The following is a 17,620-nucleotide window of genomic DNA, read 5'->3' on the forward strand; positions in this document are numbered from 1 at the left end:
TGATAAAAAAATGGCAAAAGGCGTAAAAAAAATAAAAATTGTAAGCGGACTTTATTATCCGAAAATGTCTGTCTTAGGACAAAGGGTAACCATAAAACCTGATCAGTGGGTACGGTTCGGTATTGATGAATGGCTGCCGGATACCACAGATGCAGACAAAAAGAAGCCCCTTATCTGGATGAGGCAGAATAGCAGCAGAAAGATTATCATCAATCAGATGCCTTCTGCCGGCGGCTATAAGTTTTTAATAGACAAACAGTACTGCGGAAGCTATCAGTTTTATATAGAAGCCAGTCTTTCCGGAGTAAGAGATACTAAAAATAATACAGGCTTATATGTAAAAGGCTGGTGTGATCCGAAAATTGTAAGCAGCAAATGGTCTACACAAAAGAACAGCAAAAGCATTAAAAACAATAAAAAATCTGAATATATTTCCTACGGACATATTGTTCACCTGAACCTGATGACAGAAGGTCTCAATGGAAACGCTCTTATCATTGAACTTTGGAACCAGCAGACAGCGAAAAAAGATAAACTGGTACATGTATATAATAATGTAGACGTAATAGACGGTGAAGTAAATCTGAAAATAGAAAATACCTTTGCCTGGATGGCGTATGTGGACAACATTCAGAATGTAGAGGAGTTTTATGTTAAAGTAAAAGATATTGCATCAAAACAATATATTAAAGATAATCGGGGTGATGACCTTCATGCGATCTATCTGAACGTAAAAAATAAAATAGTTACTACCAATACCAACGGAGCCCAAAACCAGACTCCGACGAAAGTATATATGCCGGATGTAAACTCCGTAAGGCAGGAACCATGTAAATTTGAACTCATCAAGATCACTGAAAATGAAACAAAGGACGGAAAAGCCAGCAATACAACAGTTACAGTCTTTAAAAACGGAGAGGGTGTCACCCAGATAAAATCCGCAGCATTACAGGAACATATTCAGAGAACGATCTTTTATAAATTCGATTCCACAGTAATTGATAAAGACGGAGTAGCCATTCTGAATAACGTACTCAAATTCCTTCTTGAACACAAAGATTCTACAATGAATCTCAGTGGCTATGCCTGTGTGATAGGGAAAGAAAACTACAACAAAGGACTTTCTCAGAGAAGAGCAGATGTTGTCAAAAAATTCTTTGCCGATGGAGGATTAGATCCCAGAAGAATAATCTCGGTAGGAAAAGGAGAAGTAGATCCTACAGATGATAAAATGGGCAGAGACCATATCAAATACAAAAATGAGAAAGACTACGAAAACAACCGTAGAGTAGACATCTCATTCGTATTCAACGCCCATGATGCACAGACTATAAATTATGAAGTAACAGCACCTAGCATATCTACAAAAAAAAATCTGATCATTGATATTACAGGCTTTCAAACCAATGAATGCTTCAGAGATAGTAAAGGAAAACATAAAAAACAAGCTCTGCTGGTAGACGTAGGACAGGCAATAGATAAAGGAGACACTGTAAAAACATTTACTACACCTTCTTTCAATTATGGAGTATACTCAAACCTGTCCAGAGTGAATGCTTTTCCAATAGAATACATCTGGCCTTCAGCTACCAATCCGAATCAGTTTCATTTGCATGTTCATAGCTGCAGATATTTTAGCAATGAAAAAACAACTACTGTACTGATAAAAGCCTATCCGGATATTAAATGGGAACTCGCTCTTGAGTTTTTGGTGAATGTATCTAATTATAAGGCAGCCAATATGCCAGCGGGAAATATCTACGCAAAACATCAGGAAAAATCCAGGCAGGCGGGGTATAACAGATGGAGAATGAATGAAACAGGTAAAGTCCCGATCTCAATAGGGGTAGGTTTATCTGCTGAATGGGACGCCGGGAGAGAAAAGAGAAGTTTCACCAATGAATTTGCAGATAAAATTGAGCTGGTAGCAAAAATGATTGCAACATCTGTGAATATTGTACAAAATGCAATTAACTATGCACAGAGTGCAGCGAAGGAAACTGCAATACCTGTAGGTTTTAATATCAGATATCCGAAATTTACAGTTGTAGGAAAATGGTACCTGGAAAGGGTGAACGAAAACAATACACTCAGCGTAATTGGTGAAGTGGGGTTTGGTTTTAAACCTTTAATCGGAGCCGAAGTAATTATTGATATATTGGGAGCTGCCATTGCTGCGGCCTCGTATGGAGCTACCGGAAACCCGGCTGCTGCAAGAATTATTAATAAATTTCGGGGAGGATTAGAAAAATTAGGGGCCTCCGTAACTTTTACAGCAACATTTTATGGAGAACTGGAAATCACTGTTGATGCCTTGAAAATTGATAGTATCAACGGGATCAATATGCAGGGAAAAACAACCATAGGGGGAAAAATGGGAGCTACCATAGAGCTTAGTGTCAGTGTTGAAATCGGAAAAGTAAAAGGAACAAAATCGAAACCTATTATGACGTTTAAAGCTGCTGCAAAGGCAGATTCTTACTTTGGAGGTGATATTGTACTGGATTCCGATGCTAAAGGATTATTCATACAGCCCATCCTGAAATTCTCGGGAGTAGTACTGTCGGTAGAAATAGAAGGAGAAGTAGGCTGGTGGAAAAGTAATTTTAAAGTAGAAGAAAAAGCAATAAAAGAAGAAACCTTCTATTTGGAAAAAAAATATTTAACTTAAATTGATCTATGCATAATTTTAAAAAACCACTATATTCTGTATATCCGAGAATGTACTGTTCTGGAACCATATATGTAAACGATGTTCCTGTGACAGACTGGTACGGAGATGAGACAAAAGAAGGAGGCTTCGGAGGTGATACAATGATCAATCAGGCATTGCTTCAGAGCGGGAAGTATAAAGTGACCGGGAGAATGTATCCCCGTTCAGGAAAAAATATTTTGGATGAAGATGATACAATGTCTATAGATTTTTTCTGTGCAGAACTTGATAACTGGAAAGCCTCGCGGTATGCTTTTCATCCGAAAATAGAATCACCATGGGATGGACTGAGTGAAAATGTAAAATATCCTCATTTTGAAATCACAAGTGAAATAGAAATTGAACTTCCTTTTGTACTGGACGGATGGCAAAATTCAGTAGACTTGAAAGACATCAAAAAAGAAGACCTTTTCAGAGATGTCCTACAATATTATAAACAGATCAGAACTGTATTGCAAAGCCATAACGCAGGGAAATATCTGGAAATGTCACAAGACAAAATGAAATTGCAGGAACAGGCTTTGTATTACACAGAAGAAAGAAAAAAAAGCTTTTTGGAGAGCGCGGGGCAATTATTTTCTCAGAACTTAGAAGTCGAAGAACTTAATGAAGCTGATCTGAAACTTGAAATAATCGGATATGGAAAATTGGTAAGGCTGATGAGAAAAGATGGCTCACAACCATTGCAATTCAAAAGTCCGGATATTGAAAAACAAAGCAATATAGAATTAGAAGTCAAACTTCATATGAGAACAAAAGAAAAAGGATTCAGTATTATTTAATCATTTAAAAATGACTTTTTTAGGATGTTTTGTGGCAATTATTGTCATATTTTCTCTGTACAAAGGATATAAAATCTTTTTGAAATTTGCCAGTAACAGAGATCATTCGGGAAAAAAAGGAGGCCTTCTGGAGAAAGCCTTCCTTCTTTTTATCATTTCAACTATAATGATTTCCGTGAATGCAATGGCGTTCGTATTATCATATACCTTTTTCTGGGAAAAGGCATATAGAACTTTTGATGAACCACAATATGAAGCGACAGTGGTAGGATATAAAAAAGAAATAACAAAGTTTAAAAACTTTTCAAATTCTACCTATAGAGACAAAGCAATTTTTTTTCCTAAAGTAGAATATACAGATGGCAATGGTGATAAAGTAATAAAAACCATAGATATTACCAGTGACAATCCACCAGCTCTGGGACAGAAACTAAAGATAACAGATAAAGCAGGAGCAGAGAATACAAATGCTATCCAATTGGATTGGATAATGTTTGCAGCAGGTTGCATTTTTACAGGATTTGCTGCATTTTTTGCATCCCTGATTTCTACCTATACCACATCATATCCTATGAAAAAAAGAATAAACTGGTCTTTCAAGCTGGCATTATTGCTTATTTTAATTAATATTTCCTGTATAGTATTCATATATTTGAAATCATGAAAAATATTTTAAAAAACGGTTAATAACCAAAATTAACGGATTATAGTAATCATCAAAATATAAAGCATTATGAAAAAAGCAAGAGTTCTGATATTGATTTTTGTAGTATTGATCAATATCTGTTGTGGAAATAAATCATTTGACCTGTCATCAGTTTCATTAGGTGATGATGCGAAAAAGTATGATTTTGAAAACAAAGATGTATTTATGAAAGATGCAGCAAAAGCAGATATCATTCAGTATTACGCTGATGAAAACAAAGGAGTATCCTATGCAAATATACCATTAGACAATACAATGGGCACAAGAATTACCGTATACAAAGGAAAAGTGGGAGCTGTTGATACCAATGCAGCCGAAAAATACTCTCTGGAATTTGCCGAAAAAATTGTAAAAAAACATGGAAAGCCTACAGCTTCTATTACCGATAAAGCAACTGTGGATGCCCAACTTGTAAAACCCATTTTTGAAAAGCTGAAAAAACTTTCTCCGGAAAAAGTTTCATGGAATCAAAATGAAAAAAACTCTTTTACCTATCCAACTTCTTTCTTCTGGGATGATGGAAAAAATTATTCTATACTCAGTATCTCTGTTGAAGATGATGGTAAAATAAGAAATAAATACATTTCCGTGACGAAAGATGCCTATCGTAATAATGCTGTTTTTGGATTAAAATATCCGACACCTCCGGCTTCTCCCTGGTATAAATATATGAACTAAACCAATAATAAAGCAGGCCACCCAAATTTTTATGGGATGAAAAATGAACCAGTGAAGATCTGATGTTTCATATACCACAGGGAAAAGAAGAATTTAAAGTCATTTAAAAAAAAGAAATACTGGAATAGCATTCAGATATTTTTATTCAGGTTACGAACAAAATAGATGGGAGTAAAAAAGGGAAGACCGTACATCGCATATATCATTTTAGGAATAATAGCCACGTGCTTTATTTATTTTATTCTGTGGATTATTTTTAAAGATAAGATGCCGCTGCATGAATATGCTTTTGAAATGGCCAATAATTATGATGCTTATGCAAAAAAAGCCATCATTATTATACCTCTGGTGATTGTTGTACTGATCTTTATTACTCTGATGAGACCCACGGCTGCCAAACGGTTTTTACGCCTCCAGTCGTCACTTCCTACCTCGAAGATACATTCAGTGGCAAAAGGTCTGGCAGAAATTGAAGGGAAATTGATTATGAAGAATCCTTTATTCTCACCAGTAAAAAATGAAACCTGTATCGGATACTATTACACCATCGAGGATATCGATAGAGATTCTGACGGTAAAGAAAGTTATAGAACCATTCATAAGGAAACACAATGCAATATCTTTCAGGTTACAGATGATACCGGAACGATCGAAGTAGAGCCCGAAGGAATAGAGTTGGTTTTGTTAGAAGAAACCAATAGCAGCAGCCACAGTGGTAAAAGATACACAGAAACCCTTTTAAAAGAGGGTCAGAAGATGCTGCTGGTTGGCTATGCAGATTCTAAAAATGGAGTTCCTTTCATCAGAAAAGACGAGTATCATAAAGTCTTCGGAATTACTTCATCATCAGGAATCACAGTTTGGAATAAATATCAGCCATTGCTGAGATCATTTATGTTTACCTGTTCCATTATCCTTTTAATAATTATTTATATACTTACACAATAATGAATCAGACGGTTGCAATCATATTACTTATTCTGCTTGGTATAGCCATCATCAGCTTTTTCACCAACCTTTATAACAAGCTGGTTATGCTTAAATTTAATGTTGATAAAGCCTATGGCAATATTGATGTTGTGCTGAAGCAACGCGCAGATGAAATTCCCAATTTGGTTACTGTAGCCAAACATTTTATGAACTACGAAGAAAAGCTGCTTACCCGCCTTACAGAACTCAGAACTTTTTATAACAACAGTACGGATGCAGATAAAAGAACAGAATTAGCCAATGAAACTTCAAAAGCACTCTCTTCATTCTTTGCCGTTTCTGAAAACTATCCCGAGCTGAAGTCTAATAATAATTTCGTTGAACTGCAGAAAAGGATTTCTTAACTGGAAGATAAAATTGCAGACAGAAGAGAATTTTTTAACGACAGCGTAAATCTTTATAATATTGGAACGCATGAATTTCCTAACGTTATATTAGCAAAAATGTTAGGATACAAAGACAAAACGTTACTGGAAATTACAAACTCAGAGAAACATTATGACGGGGTTCAGTTTTAATAGCTTTTTCGGATTGGAAGACCAATTAGCTGATTACCCGGAGGTAGCCATATTTGGCGCCATGTTTCTCCCGATCCTGTTGTGTATTCCAATTGCGGTGATTGGGTGGGTTTTAAGAAAACTTAAACTGAATATGTATATCATTCATGCACTGTTGTATACATTGCTTTTTACATTTATAGCAGGAGCAATCACGATATTTATACTCTTTTTCATTACCGATAAAAATGGAGTGAAACTGGCATATTGCTGGCTTACCGTATTCATGGGAATGTTCTTCTTCAGCCTGATAAATGCCAATACTATTACCAAAATGTTTACCGATTGGTCTAAAATAATGAGAGAAAAACAAAATCAGTAATTCAAGGAAAAAATATTAAAAAAAAGTTGGATCGTAATCAGTATCTATTGTGGAAATAAACCATATGATCGAAAAAATAAGCTTTTTTATCACAGTTCATTTAACATAAAAGAATTTGAAACATCTTACCTTAAAAGGTATCCGGAAACTTTATATTGCCGGGAAAAGTCAGTATTAAACAATATAACCTGATTTTTAATAACCATACATGAACAAGAGTACAAAAACATTGAAATACTTCATAATCCCACTCCTCTGTATAGCGGTGATGTCATGCAGTGGGCATAAAAAGAAAGGATGTGAACACCATAGTGAAGTTCAGAACAGCATTCAGACAGAACCATTTAATCTTTCGGCTCTTCCCATGGGGGAAAACATCAATACCATCTTAAAATCCGCAGGGGCAATGGCCGCCAGTGATACGGTAAAGGCTGATGAAATGACCTTGATTGGGAATGACAGACTTGCTTTTTCATCAGAAAAATTACTGCATTTTAACGGAATAAGTTTAGACGGTAAAAACAGTAAAAACACCAATAAAGTAGTTTTCCATTACGGAAATGTAGATCCGAAAATCGGGCCTGTTGCCAACGAAAAAAATGACAAACTGGGAATGTATCAGCTCGATATTTACACAGAAAAAGAACAGAAAGCACTTTTTGAAAATTTAAACAAAACCCTTCACACTCCGGTTTTTGATACCATACATAATAATTTTGAATCAAAAATTACTGGCAATGAAATTGCTGGCACTCCCAATAAATTTCGTCAGGAAGTTGCCATTTGGAAAAGTAAAAATCTTACTTATTACTACTATGAAACGGAAATGGAAAATAAACCCGATGAACTCCGTTGCAATCTGTTTGTTTTCAAAGACAAAGAGTGGAAAGAATTTTTGGAAAGCTCCGGATATCCAGACGCAGATAAAATTTTTCTAAAATGATAATGAAGAATAAGCAAAAGGTTTACAGTAAATTTTATGTCAAAAAACATATCAAAAAATCGATACTGTTATAATCAATGGGAGAATTAATAAATAACAAAAGGTTGGCCTCAAAAACAGAGACCAACCTTTTTTATATCCTTAAATCTTAAGATTATTTTACTAAAAACTGCATGGTAGACTGATCCAGTTTTAGAATATAAACTCCCTGGCCAAGATTTCTCGTCCTGATTGAATTGCCATTTTTGAAAGGCTGGTCAATGCTCTGCAAAACCTTACCCTGAAGACTATAGATTTCTGCCTTTTTAACATGCTGAAGGTCGCCGTTTACAAAAATCTCCTGATTGGTAACCGGGTTAGGAGAAATGGTAAAGCCTTGTACAGAAGTATCAGTTGCAATACTTTGAATTTGTCTTGAAGCAGATCCGGAATAGCAGGTCCAGGTAAGGTCATCAATCGCGACCCTGTTGCTTGTTGAAGTATTCACAAGGCTTACCGATACATTTCCTGAAACATTGATATTACTGATGGTTGTGGTTGCCGCTGTTGCACTATAAGGAACAGTCCCCACTTTAGTTCCGTTGACCTTTACATCAAAAGTTCCGTTAGTTCCCGTAAACTTAAGCTGAGTGGTTACCGTTAAAGAACCAATACCATTTCCGGAATTACCGGAAGTTAACGAGCCGCTTCTTACCGTAATCGCTTTATTATTGATTGTCTGGTCAGTTCTCGAATCTGTGGCAGTCCATGAAATACCGTTGTTACTCCAGGTAGTAGTGGAATAAGAAGCGCTGGCAGCCGGAATAGTTTCAAAACTTTCGCTTCCACAGTTCGTTGAAGGAGTAGTAGGGTTCGTATTTGTTCCGTTTGTATTGGAAGAGCCCCAGATAAGATTGACATAATTGGGATTATCAATAAAAGGATTTCTGTTACCCTGATAACTGTAAGACGCATTATTCCTTTTGATTTCTGCCTGAGAAACAGGATCCTGATTATGCCACGCCAGAAGAACATTCAGTTCCCAGGTCTGTAATCCTGGAAACGTAGAACTTCCCAGCATATTTCCCGATGTAAAAGAAGAAAGCTTACTTTGATAACGGGTGACAAAATAGAAGATCATACGGGCTACATCCCCTTTAAACTCATCGATAGGTTCAAAAACGGTTCCGGCATATCCCGAAGAAGCAGAACTTCCAAGTTTTGATCCGTTTTTAGAAGTAAAAGTCGCACTTTCTACCTTTCCGAAAGGATAATTACTTCTCATTCCGTTTACCTTCCCGTCAGTAGCTCTGATGAAGTGAATATCAGCTACCATTGGGGAAGCTTCATTAAACAGGCTCTGAGGAATAATATGCTCCCTGTTATAACAGTTTCCTTCTGTAGAATAAGTCCCGCACTGGTTTGTTCCGGGCGTATATTTATAAGGATCAGCACCTACAGGTTTTTCGGAATAAATGTCAAGAATAGACCCGTCATTTTCGTAATCCTTATCAATATCTGTGGTTTTGTAGGCCGTCCACAACCCATTGTACCCTTTGTCCTGATGTCCGCTGGTGACAATGCTGCTTAATGCTGTTTTCAGTGCTGCGCCACTCAGTCCGTTGGCTGAATTATAATATCCTGCAGGAGCCTGAGCTTGGGCAAGTCCCGCAAATACAGAGAATAAGATGATTTTTTTCATATCAATACAAGTTTTAGCAAGAATACTACATTTTTATCAATCAAAAATTACATTATTATTAATTTTGAATGTACAACATTCAAAAATTGACAGGCAATACTAAATAAGTGATCAATATTTCACCTTTAAAATACATTTTAATCTTAGTAGAGCGGGTCATGAATTGGCAAAAAGAAAAAGTTGAGTTGTAAAATATGAATAGGGTATGCTTTAGACCGTTTAAACAAATAAAAAAGCCGGCACAAGAGATGTACCGGCTATATAATGGATGATTTAAATTTTATTTTTTCAGTTGTGGCGGATAATTTTTCATAATCTCAGCCATGATTTCAGGAATCTGTCTCTGTTTAGATTTTGGAGAATCTACAGAAATTCCGCTTCCTATACCCTGCCAAACCAATTTATTGGTTTTTGCATCAATCAGGTCTACGATTAGTGCTCCTTCATTGTAATTGCTGGTCCATGTCCTGTTCATACCAACCCCCCATCCGAATGGGCCGCCCCATCCCCACATACCGTAAGGAGAAGTCGTATTGATGTCAGTGATTTTTTTATGATTCGCTTTTACGTTGATAATAAGATCAGGATTCTCTCCGGACTGAAGTCCTTTGCTTTGAAGCTGTCTCGACAGTTCATTCAGAACTCTGTCTTTATCAATATCATTCAGTTTCAAATCGTCAATTCTTATTTTATATGTTTTGTAAGAATTGAAATTGGCGGTTTCAGCATAATCTGAGCGTATCTGAAAAGGGCTACAGGAAGTTAAACCTAATGTAGCTGATGCCAACAAAATAAAAATGTATTTTCTCATTTTATTTTATTTATTTTTTTTATCACTTTTAATGAATGTATCAGTCTTTTTGTCGTACCCGTAAGGACAGTGTCTGCAGCCGCTTTTACAGCAATGACCTCTTTTCAGATGGAACTTTTCTGTAAAAACTTTGTATCCCTGTTCGTTATAGTAAAAGTCTTCACCTTCTTTGATATCATAATGGGCCATAAGTTAAATGCAAGTCAAAAAACTTTTTATATTTGTTATATGATAATTGTGTGCCAAAAGCCATTAAAAAAATTAAAAATTAACGGCATAGCTCTTTTTCCCTTTATCTTCATAAGGAAACCCGAAGATAAGGAAAATAAAGTACTTCTCAATCACGAAAAAATCCATCTACGCCAGCAGCTGGAAATGCTCATTATTTTTTTCTACATTTTTTATGTCATTGAGTATTATTACTGGTTTTTCAAACTCAAAGACAGCTATCAGGCTTACAGAAGAATCTCATTTGAAAGAGAAGCCTACGCCAATGAAAATAACCTAAACTATCTCAAAAAAAGAAAATTCTGGAACTTCAGAAAATATTTATAGAATCATAAATGTTGAATTTCCCATTTCGGGATATGTATGTAGGCTCATGAATCCCAATATTCCATATATCCAATAAGATCGGCGGGTTCATCCCTCTCACCAAATAAGTCAAAACACATATAATTTTACTCAAACCCAAACCCCTCTCATCTCAAGTCCAATCATCTGTGAAAATCCGTGTCATCTGTGGTCAAAAAAAGAACCCTTACTCTATAAAAACATAAAACCTCCACAACACTAAATCTTTTCCTACTTTTGCAAAATAAATCTTGAATAGTCAAAACTGAAATGCTATTAAAACTTCCTACAGAACCTATTCCTATTCAGGAAATTCCAATCCATAAAAATATAAAGCTCTTCATTAAAAGGGAAGATCTGGTCCACCCTCAAATTTCGGGGAACAAATACTGGAAACTTTTTTATAATATTAATAACTATCTGGCAGGAGATCCTGATAAACCTTATATTATCACTTTTGGCGGAGCATTTTCCAACCATATTGCGGCCCTTTCTGCAGTAGGAAATCTCGCAGGCATTCCTACCTTGGGGATCATAAGAGGAGAAGAGCTGGAACATAAGTGGCGAGATAATCCTACTTTACTTTTTGCCAAAAGAAACGGAATGAACCTGAAATTTGTCAGCCGTGAAGAATATCGTCATAAAGAAAAACTCACAGAATTCCTTCAGCAAGAGTTTCCGGAGGCATTAGTGGTTCCTGAAGGAGGTACCAATGAAGATGCTGTGGCAGGGGTGAAAATGATGCTCAATGAGCAAACAAAAGATTTTGACTATCTTTGCACGGCAGTCGGAACCGGAGGAACCGTTGCCGGAATTTCAAAATTCTGTGAAGACAATCAGAAAGTTGTAGGATTTAAAGTAGTTAATGATGCTTCACTGGAAAATAAAATATCTGAATTAACTTTGAAAGAGAATTTTAATCTAATAGATTCAGGATTCGGAGGTTATGGCAGGATAAATGATGAGAATATCCGTTTTATCAATGATTTCAAAGAGAAATATGGTATTCCTTTAGAACCGATATATACAGGAAAAATGATGCATAAGATTTTTGAACTCATTGAAGAAGATTTTTTTCCTGAAAACAGCAGGATTTTATGCTTTCATACTGGAGGACTACAGGGAATTGAAGGCGCTAATCTGCTTTTAGAAAAACAGAATAGAAATTTAATTATATAAGTAAAATTGAAAAACATGAAAAGACTTTTTCTATCCATAAGCCTTTTAGTTTTATCAAAATTTTCAGCCCAGAGCTGGGCAACCGAAGATCAGTACATTCAGAAGTTTGCTAAATATGCAGTAGAAGAAATGGAAAAATATAAAATTCCAGCTTCTATTACACTAGCACAGGGACTTCTGGAAACCGGAGGCGGGCAAAGCAGATTAGCGTTGGAAGGTAAAAACCATTTCGGCATAAAATGTAAAGAAGACTGGGCCGGTAAAACGATGAAACATACTGACGACGCTCCCAATGAATGCTTCCGTGTATATGAAGACCCAAGGCAGTCTTATGAAGACCATTCCATATTCTTATCTACCAGAAAATATTACGCAAATCTTTTCAAACTGGATATGAAAGACTACAGAGCGTGGGCATATGGCTTAAAAAAGGCAGGTTATGCAACCAATCCCCGCTATGCTGCCATCCTGATCACTAAAATTGAAAAATATAAATTATATGAGTACGACAATACCAGTTCTAACGAAGTATTGTATGCCGTTCTTAAAATGTATCCGGACCTGAAAGACGACAGAACTTTCATGGCACAGCTGGAACCTGCAAAAGCAGGAAGAAAAGCCAAAGAGCCGGTTACCGTAGAAGTTCCTTACAAACAGACTTCTTACGCACAGCAGCAGAAAAGAGTAGAGAGAATCAAAACGAAAGCTGAAATTCTTAACTCAATTCTTATTAAAAGCCATCCTAATGACGGTCTTAAATATATTGTAATCCCTGAAGATACAGACGTAAAGTTCATTGCCAACAAATTCAAAGTCAGCGAAAGCAGATTGATGAAATGGAACGAGCTTGAAGGTGAAACTTTGAAGAAGAATGATATTGTTTTCCTTGAATCCAAAAACTCTACAGGAAATACAGCCACATACAAAGCAGAATCTGGAGAAGATATGCATGATATCGCTCAGAAATTCGGAATCAAATTAAATAAATTATATGCTAAAAACAGAATGGATGAAGGACAACAGCCATCTGCAGGACAATTGATTTATTTAATAGACAAAAAACCTAGAAACTAATTTTTGTTAATAGTCTGGTAGTTGACATTGGATTGCTGACTATCACCTATTAGCTATCAACTACTATATGAAGTATCAAAGAAGTTCGGCTTTATTTGATGAAGCCTACAAATACATTCCGGGAGGAGTAAACTCTCCGGTAAGAGCATTCAAATCCGTAGGAGGAGTGCCTGTTTTTATGAAATCTGCTAAAGGTGCTTACCTTACCGATGCAGACGATAATACCTATATCGATTATATCAATTCATGGGGTCCGGCAATTTTAGGACATACACATCCTGAAGTGCTTGAAGAGCTTAAAATCCAGGCAGAGAAAGGGTTCTCTTTTGGGGCTCCTACAGAACTTGAAACCGAAATTGCAAAATTCATTGTTGAAAATGTTCCGAATATTGACCAGATCAGAATGGTTTCTTCGGGAACAGAAGCATGTATGAGTGCTATCAGACTGGCAAGAGGATATACTGGAAGAGATAAGATTGTAAAATTTGAAGGCTGTTATCACGGACATTCAGATTCATTCCTTATCAAAGCAGGAAGTGGTGCTGCTACATTCGGAAATCCAAATTCTCCTGGAGTAACTGCAGGTACGGCAAAAGATACTTTATTGGCCCGTTATAATGATTTTGAGCAGGTTGAAGATCTGTTCCGTCATAACCAGGGAGAAATAGCAGCCGTTATTATTGAACCGGTTGCCGGAAATATGGGATGTGTATTACCCGAAAATAGTTTCCTTCAGAACTTAAGAAAAATCTGTGATGAAAACGGTGCTTTATTAATCTTTGATGAAGTAATGACCGGTTTCAGATTGGCTTTTGGTGGGGCACAGGAACTTTTTAATGTGAAAGCAGACCTCGTTACTTATGGAAAAGTAATCGGAGGAGGACTTCCGGTAGGAGCTTTTGCAGGGAAAAATGAAATTATGGATCATCTTGCTCCAAAAGGAGGAGTATACCAGGCCGGGACATTAAGTGGAAATCCATTGGCAATGAGAGCGGGATTAAAAACACTTCAGCTGATTAAAAATGATCCTGAATTTTTCAACAGATTAGAGAAGACAACTGAGATCTTAGATTTTGAAATAGGAAAAATTCTGAACGAAAAGGGAATTGCTCATAGAATTAACAGAAAAGGTTCTATGATGTCTGTATTCTTCGATACCAACAGAGTTTCCAACTTTGATGAGGCGCAGGAAGCTAATCATTCATTATTTAATAACTTCTTCCATCAAATGCTTCAGAATGGAGTATATCTTCCACCAAGTGGTTATGAAACATACTTTATCAGTGACGCAATCAAAGATAAAGAGCTTGATATAACGCTGGAAGCTGTAAGAAAATTTGAATATTCTAATAAGTAATATAAACAGACCGGATTTTATATCCGGTTTTTTTATCTGAAAAATAATCCGCATACATAATGAACACGCTTCTTTATAATTCCCAATGAGCATTGAATACTGCATAAATTTATTGATATGAAATAACTTATCAATAAATTATACAGATGTTGTTATAAACCATACACTTCGTTCATGACAGAACTTTTTAATTTTGTCATAAAATAGATTGGAAATGAAGGCTTCAGACAACAATATATCCCGTAAAGATTTTATCAGAAATTCAGCATTGGCAATGGCGGGACTTACTTTAATCCCTAACATCATGACAGCATCCCCGTTTTTTGATGAAAATAACATCTCAGTAAAAGGAAAACAGAGCCTTAAAAATGTCCGTCTTGAAACGGGTTTTGTATATGAAGAAGGAGAAGTCTCTTCTACCAAAACCGATCTGTTTTATGTAGAAATTGAAAATGGAAAGATAACAAAAATCGCTTCCAACCAACCTGATGCAAAAGCTATAGATGCAAAAGGGTTGCTGATGCTGCCTGCATTTAAAGATATGCATATCCATCTGGATAAAACTTTCTATGGAGATCAATGGCAAGCCGTCAGAAAAAGAACCGGAGGAGTAAAGGGAATGATTGAGCTGGAGAAGAAAATTCTACCTGAAATGTTGAAAAACTCAACATTTAAAGCTGAAAAAATGATTGAATTATTGCAGTCCAAAGGAACTTCATATGCCAGAAGCCATGTGAATATTGAACCCACTTCAAAACTTCAGTCTTTAAAGAATCTTCAGAAAGCTTTAGAAAATAAAAAGAAGGGCTTTGGAGCAGAGCTGGTGGCATTTCCGCAACATGGTGTGTTTTATACAGATTCAGCGCCTTACCTGAAGGAGGCCGCGAAAATGGATATTGATTTCATTGGAGGGGTAGATCCGTTCAACATTGATGGCAATATTGAAAAAGTAGTTGATTTCACGGTTCAGCTTGCTTTGGATAACAAAAAAGGAATAGATATTCACTTACATGAAACTGCTGATTCCGGTTTGAAAACAGTAGAATATCTGATTAAAAAAGTTAATGAAAATCCTTCCTTAAAAGGGAAAACCTATTTGAGCCATTGTTTTATACTGGCTAAGTTGGAAGGGGCCAAACAGGAAGAAATAGCGGAAAAATTAGGGGATGCAAAGATTGGAATTGTTTCTACTATACCTTTTGGAAGAATGATTATGCCGATTCCAACATTGTACAAGCATAATGTAACTGTTTTGACAGGTAACGACAGTATTATAGATCATTGGAACACCTTCGGAACAGGAAGTGTACTTCAGAAAGCTAATCTGATGGCACAATTGTATGGATATTCAACAGAATTTCTATTGTCAAGAAGCTTAAAACTGGCTACAGGAAACATTCTTCCATTGGATGATAAAGGAACCCGGCAATGGCCTAAATCCGGAGACCAGGCAGATTTTGTACTGATAGATGCAAGCTGTTCAGCGGAAGCGGTGTCAAGGATTTCAGAAGTGAAGTCGCTGGTACATCAGGGAAATGTTGTTTTTTAATTCAAAAAACGAATGACAATGAAAGTATTCGTATTTCTTTTGGCATTTGGAAGTCTGAGTGCCTGTGAAGAGAAGCCCATAGATTTTCCAAAACAAGAGATGATGCAGGAAAGTGATATCATAAATCAGGTAAATAAAAATAATAGAGCTGCTGTAAAATCGGCTTTGGATAAAGGTGCTGATGTCAATACCAAGGATAATAATGGACGTTCTTTACTTCTTATTGCCACTATAGGGAAGCAGACCGAAATAGCAAAGATGCTCATTTCTTATAAAGCAGATGTTAACCTTCAGGATGATCAGCTTGACAGTCCTTTTTTATATGCAGGAGCAAGCGGGCAGACCGAGTTGGTAAGACTATTCCTTGATCATGGTGCCCGTTTTGAGGTCTTTAACCGTTATAATGGTACAGCTCTGATTCCTGCATGTGAACGTGGTCATGTAGAAACAGTAAAAGTTTTGGCTGAAGCAAAGGGATTTCCAATTAATCATGTGAATAGATTAGGCTGGACTGCTTTAATGGAAGCTGTAATCCTTGGAAACGGAACTCAAAAATATCAGGAAATTGTACATATTTTGAAAGATAACGGAGCTGATCTCAATATTCCTGATCATTCAGGAAAAACACCTTTGCAGCATGCGGAATCATTAGAATTTAAAGAGATTGCCAGAATATTAAAGTGATAGAACATAGTTTTTAGTTTTAAAAAGCTATTTCTGAAAGAGTTTAATATTATGTAGACTTAGATATATATTTAGTTGTTGTGTTGAGCCACAAAAGGAGCATTGGCTTCTTTTGTGGCTATTTTATATTTGTTCTTGCATAAATTTTATTAATTTTAGGAGAAAATCGGGTAGAGTGGGGTATCATACGGATCATTTTCCTATTTTAGGAATTCAGGAGTTTAGTGAAAATCAGCTGAGGGGTTGCAATCTGCTGTTCAATGAACTCTATGGCGCACGTTCCATAGATGATCCACACAAACATGACTTCTTTATCATTAATCTTTTTGAGCATGGAGCAGGCTCACACACCATAGATTTTACCGAATATCCGGTTAAAGACCATCAGATTCATCTCGTTTTTCCGGATCAGGTGCATCAATGGGTGATTGAAAAAGAAACAATAGGGTATCAGCTGATGATCAGCAGGGATTGGTTTGAAACTTTTCTGCCATCCTTAAGGTTTTCTGCCTCTTATTATCAGAATCATCCGGTTATCAATCTTTCCTGGGATGTTTTTGATGCTTTTCTGTATGAGTTTCAGGCCATTCAAAAAGAGCTTAATGGCGAAAATGTTTTTTGGGAACTTATCAAAAAAAGAAGTGAACTGATTGGTTTGTTGGTGAGTAAAACCGTAGAAGGTGCTTTCAAAGATTTTGAAGTGTATAATTCCAATCCAATCATTTCAAAGTTTTTACACCTTATTGATGAACATTTCAAAACGGAAAGATCCGTCTCTTTTTATGCTGATAAACTTAATATCTCTGCCAATTACCTGAACATTGTGTGCAAGAAAAATCTTAATGCTTCAGCTTCTTCTCTTATTCAGGACCGAATTCTGCTGGAAGCAAAACGCCTCTTAAAAGTTTCCGAAATGTCAGTGAAAGACATTGTGTACGACCTCGGTTTTTATGATCATGCCAGTTTTTCAAAATTCTTTAAGGCACAAACCGGAATGACTCCTTCACAATTCAAAGAATAA

At 36.3% G+C, this 17,620-nt stretch carries 17 protein-coding genes and 1 pseudogene; 15 read left to right on the forward strand and 3 right to left on the reverse strand.

What is annotated here, in order from left to right; translation table 11 throughout:
• The first annotated feature begins 10 nt into the window (after window positions 1–10).
• From AC27VX_RS15110 to AC27VX_RS15145, 8 genes and pseudogenes are all read left to right on the forward strand, one after another.
• Window positions 11–2,671, forward strand: a complete 2,661-nt coding sequence (locus AC27VX_RS15110; protein WP_488696443.1) for an OmpA family protein — start codon at window positions 11–13, stop codon at window positions 2,669–2,671.
• An 8-nt stretch (window positions 2,672–2,679) separates the two neighbouring features.
• Window positions 2,680–3,495 carry a hypothetical protein gene (locus tag AC27VX_RS15115; RefSeq protein ID WP_300689695.1) on the forward strand — a complete coding sequence of 272 codons (816 nt, stop codon included), beginning with the start codon at window positions 2,680–2,682 and terminating at the stop codon, window positions 3,493–3,495.
• Between the two features lie 10 nt (window positions 3,496–3,505).
• Window positions 3,506–4,159 carry a hypothetical protein gene (locus AC27VX_RS15120; protein WP_488696445.1) on the forward strand — a complete coding sequence of 218 codons (654 nt, stop codon included), beginning with the start codon at window positions 3,506–3,508 and terminating at the stop codon, window positions 4,157–4,159.
• Window positions 4,160–4,228: 69 nt separating this feature from the next.
• Window positions 4,229–4,879, forward strand: coding sequence for a hypothetical protein (locus AC27VX_RS15125; protein ID WP_236855607.1), 651 nt, complete (start codon window positions 4,229–4,231; stop codon window positions 4,877–4,879).
• A gap of 165 nt (window positions 4,880–5,044) precedes the next feature.
• Window positions 5,045–5,827: a hypothetical protein gene (locus tag AC27VX_RS15130; RefSeq protein ID WP_488696447.1), complete on the forward strand. Its 783-nt coding sequence runs from the start codon at window positions 5,045–5,047 to the stop codon at window positions 5,825–5,827.
• An 86-nt stretch (window positions 5,828–5,913) separates the two neighbouring features.
• Window positions 5,914–6,387 (forward strand): annotated as a pseudogene (locus AC27VX_RS15135) (LemA family protein).
• Window positions 6,368–6,748 carry a hypothetical protein gene (locus tag AC27VX_RS15140; protein WP_300689684.1) on the forward strand — a complete coding sequence of 127 codons (381 nt, stop codon included), beginning with the start codon at window positions 6,368–6,370 and terminating at the stop codon, window positions 6,746–6,748. The pseudogene AC27VX_RS15135 and the gene AC27VX_RS15140 overlap by 20 nt, the downstream one beginning before the upstream one ends.
• Before the next feature lie 208 nt (window positions 6,749–6,956).
• A complete protein-coding gene (locus AC27VX_RS15145) occupies window positions 6,957–7,691 on the forward strand; it encodes a hypothetical protein (protein ID WP_488696449.1) in 735 nt (244 codons plus the stop codon).
• 154 nt (window positions 7,692–7,845) lie between these two features.
• Here the strand turns inward: AC27VX_RS15145 and AC27VX_RS15150 are convergent, their stop codons facing one another.
• The 3 genes from AC27VX_RS15150 to AC27VX_RS15160 form a co-directional block, all read right to left on the reverse strand.
• On the reverse strand, window positions 7,846–9,372 hold the full coding sequence (locus AC27VX_RS15150) for an endonuclease (RefSeq protein WP_488696451.1): 1,527 nt from the start codon (window positions 9,370–9,372) through the stop codon (window positions 7,846–7,848).
• Between the two features lie 280 nt (window positions 9,373–9,652).
• Entirely contained in the window at window positions 9,653–10,183 is a 531-nt protein-coding gene (locus AC27VX_RS15155; protein ID WP_236855601.1) for a DUF4136 domain-containing protein, read from the reverse strand.
• Window positions 10,184–10,189: 6 nt separating this feature from the next.
• Window positions 10,190–10,372 carry a C1orf53 family protein gene (locus AC27VX_RS15160; RefSeq protein ID WP_047420972.1) on the reverse strand — a complete coding sequence of 61 codons (183 nt, stop codon included), beginning with the start codon at window positions 10,370–10,372 and terminating at the stop codon, window positions 10,190–10,192.
• Window positions 10,373–10,411: 39 nt separating this feature from the next.
• Here AC27VX_RS15160 and AC27VX_RS15165 point away from each other — a divergent pair, with 39 nt between their 5' ends.
• The 7 genes from AC27VX_RS15165 (at window position 10,412) to AC27VX_RS15195 (ending at window position 17,620) form a co-directional block, all read left to right on the forward strand.
• A complete protein-coding gene (locus tag AC27VX_RS15165) occupies window positions 10,412–10,738 on the forward strand; it encodes a hypothetical protein (RefSeq protein ID WP_488696454.1) in 327 nt (108 codons plus the stop codon).
• A 288-nt stretch (window positions 10,739–11,026) separates the two neighbouring features.
• Window positions 11,027–11,935 carry a 1-aminocyclopropane-1-carboxylate deaminase/D-cysteine desulfhydrase gene (locus AC27VX_RS15170; RefSeq protein ID WP_488696456.1) on the forward strand — a complete coding sequence of 303 codons (909 nt, stop codon included), beginning with the start codon at window positions 11,027–11,029 and terminating at the stop codon, window positions 11,933–11,935.
• Window positions 11,936–11,950: 15 nt separating this feature from the next.
• Window positions 11,951–13,009: a glucosaminidase domain-containing protein gene (locus AC27VX_RS15175; protein ID WP_236855598.1), complete on the forward strand. Its 1,059-nt coding sequence runs from the start codon at window positions 11,951–11,953 to the stop codon at window positions 13,007–13,009.
• 67 nt (window positions 13,010–13,076) lie between these two features.
• Window positions 13,077–14,366 (forward strand): glutamate-1-semialdehyde 2,1-aminomutase, encoded by a 1,290-nt coding sequence (gene hemL / locus AC27VX_RS15180; RefSeq protein WP_488696458.1) that lies wholly within the window; start codon window positions 13,077–13,079, stop codon window positions 14,364–14,366.
• A gap of 214 nt (window positions 14,367–14,580) precedes the next feature.
• On the forward strand, window positions 14,581–15,915 hold the full coding sequence (locus AC27VX_RS15185) for an amidohydrolase (protein ID WP_488696460.1): 1,335 nt from the start codon (window positions 14,581–14,583) through the stop codon (window positions 15,913–15,915).
• Between the two features lie 18 nt (window positions 15,916–15,933).
• Entirely contained in the window at window positions 15,934–16,599 is a 666-nt protein-coding gene (locus tag AC27VX_RS15190) for an ankyrin repeat domain-containing protein (protein WP_300689653.1), read from the forward strand.
• Window positions 16,600–16,774: 175 nt separating this feature from the next.
• A complete protein-coding gene (locus AC27VX_RS15195) occupies window positions 16,775–17,620 on the forward strand; it encodes an AraC family transcriptional regulator (RefSeq protein ID WP_488696462.1) in 846 nt (281 codons plus the stop codon).

This window comes from Chryseobacterium sp. 14P4.3.2, assembly GCF_057799275.1.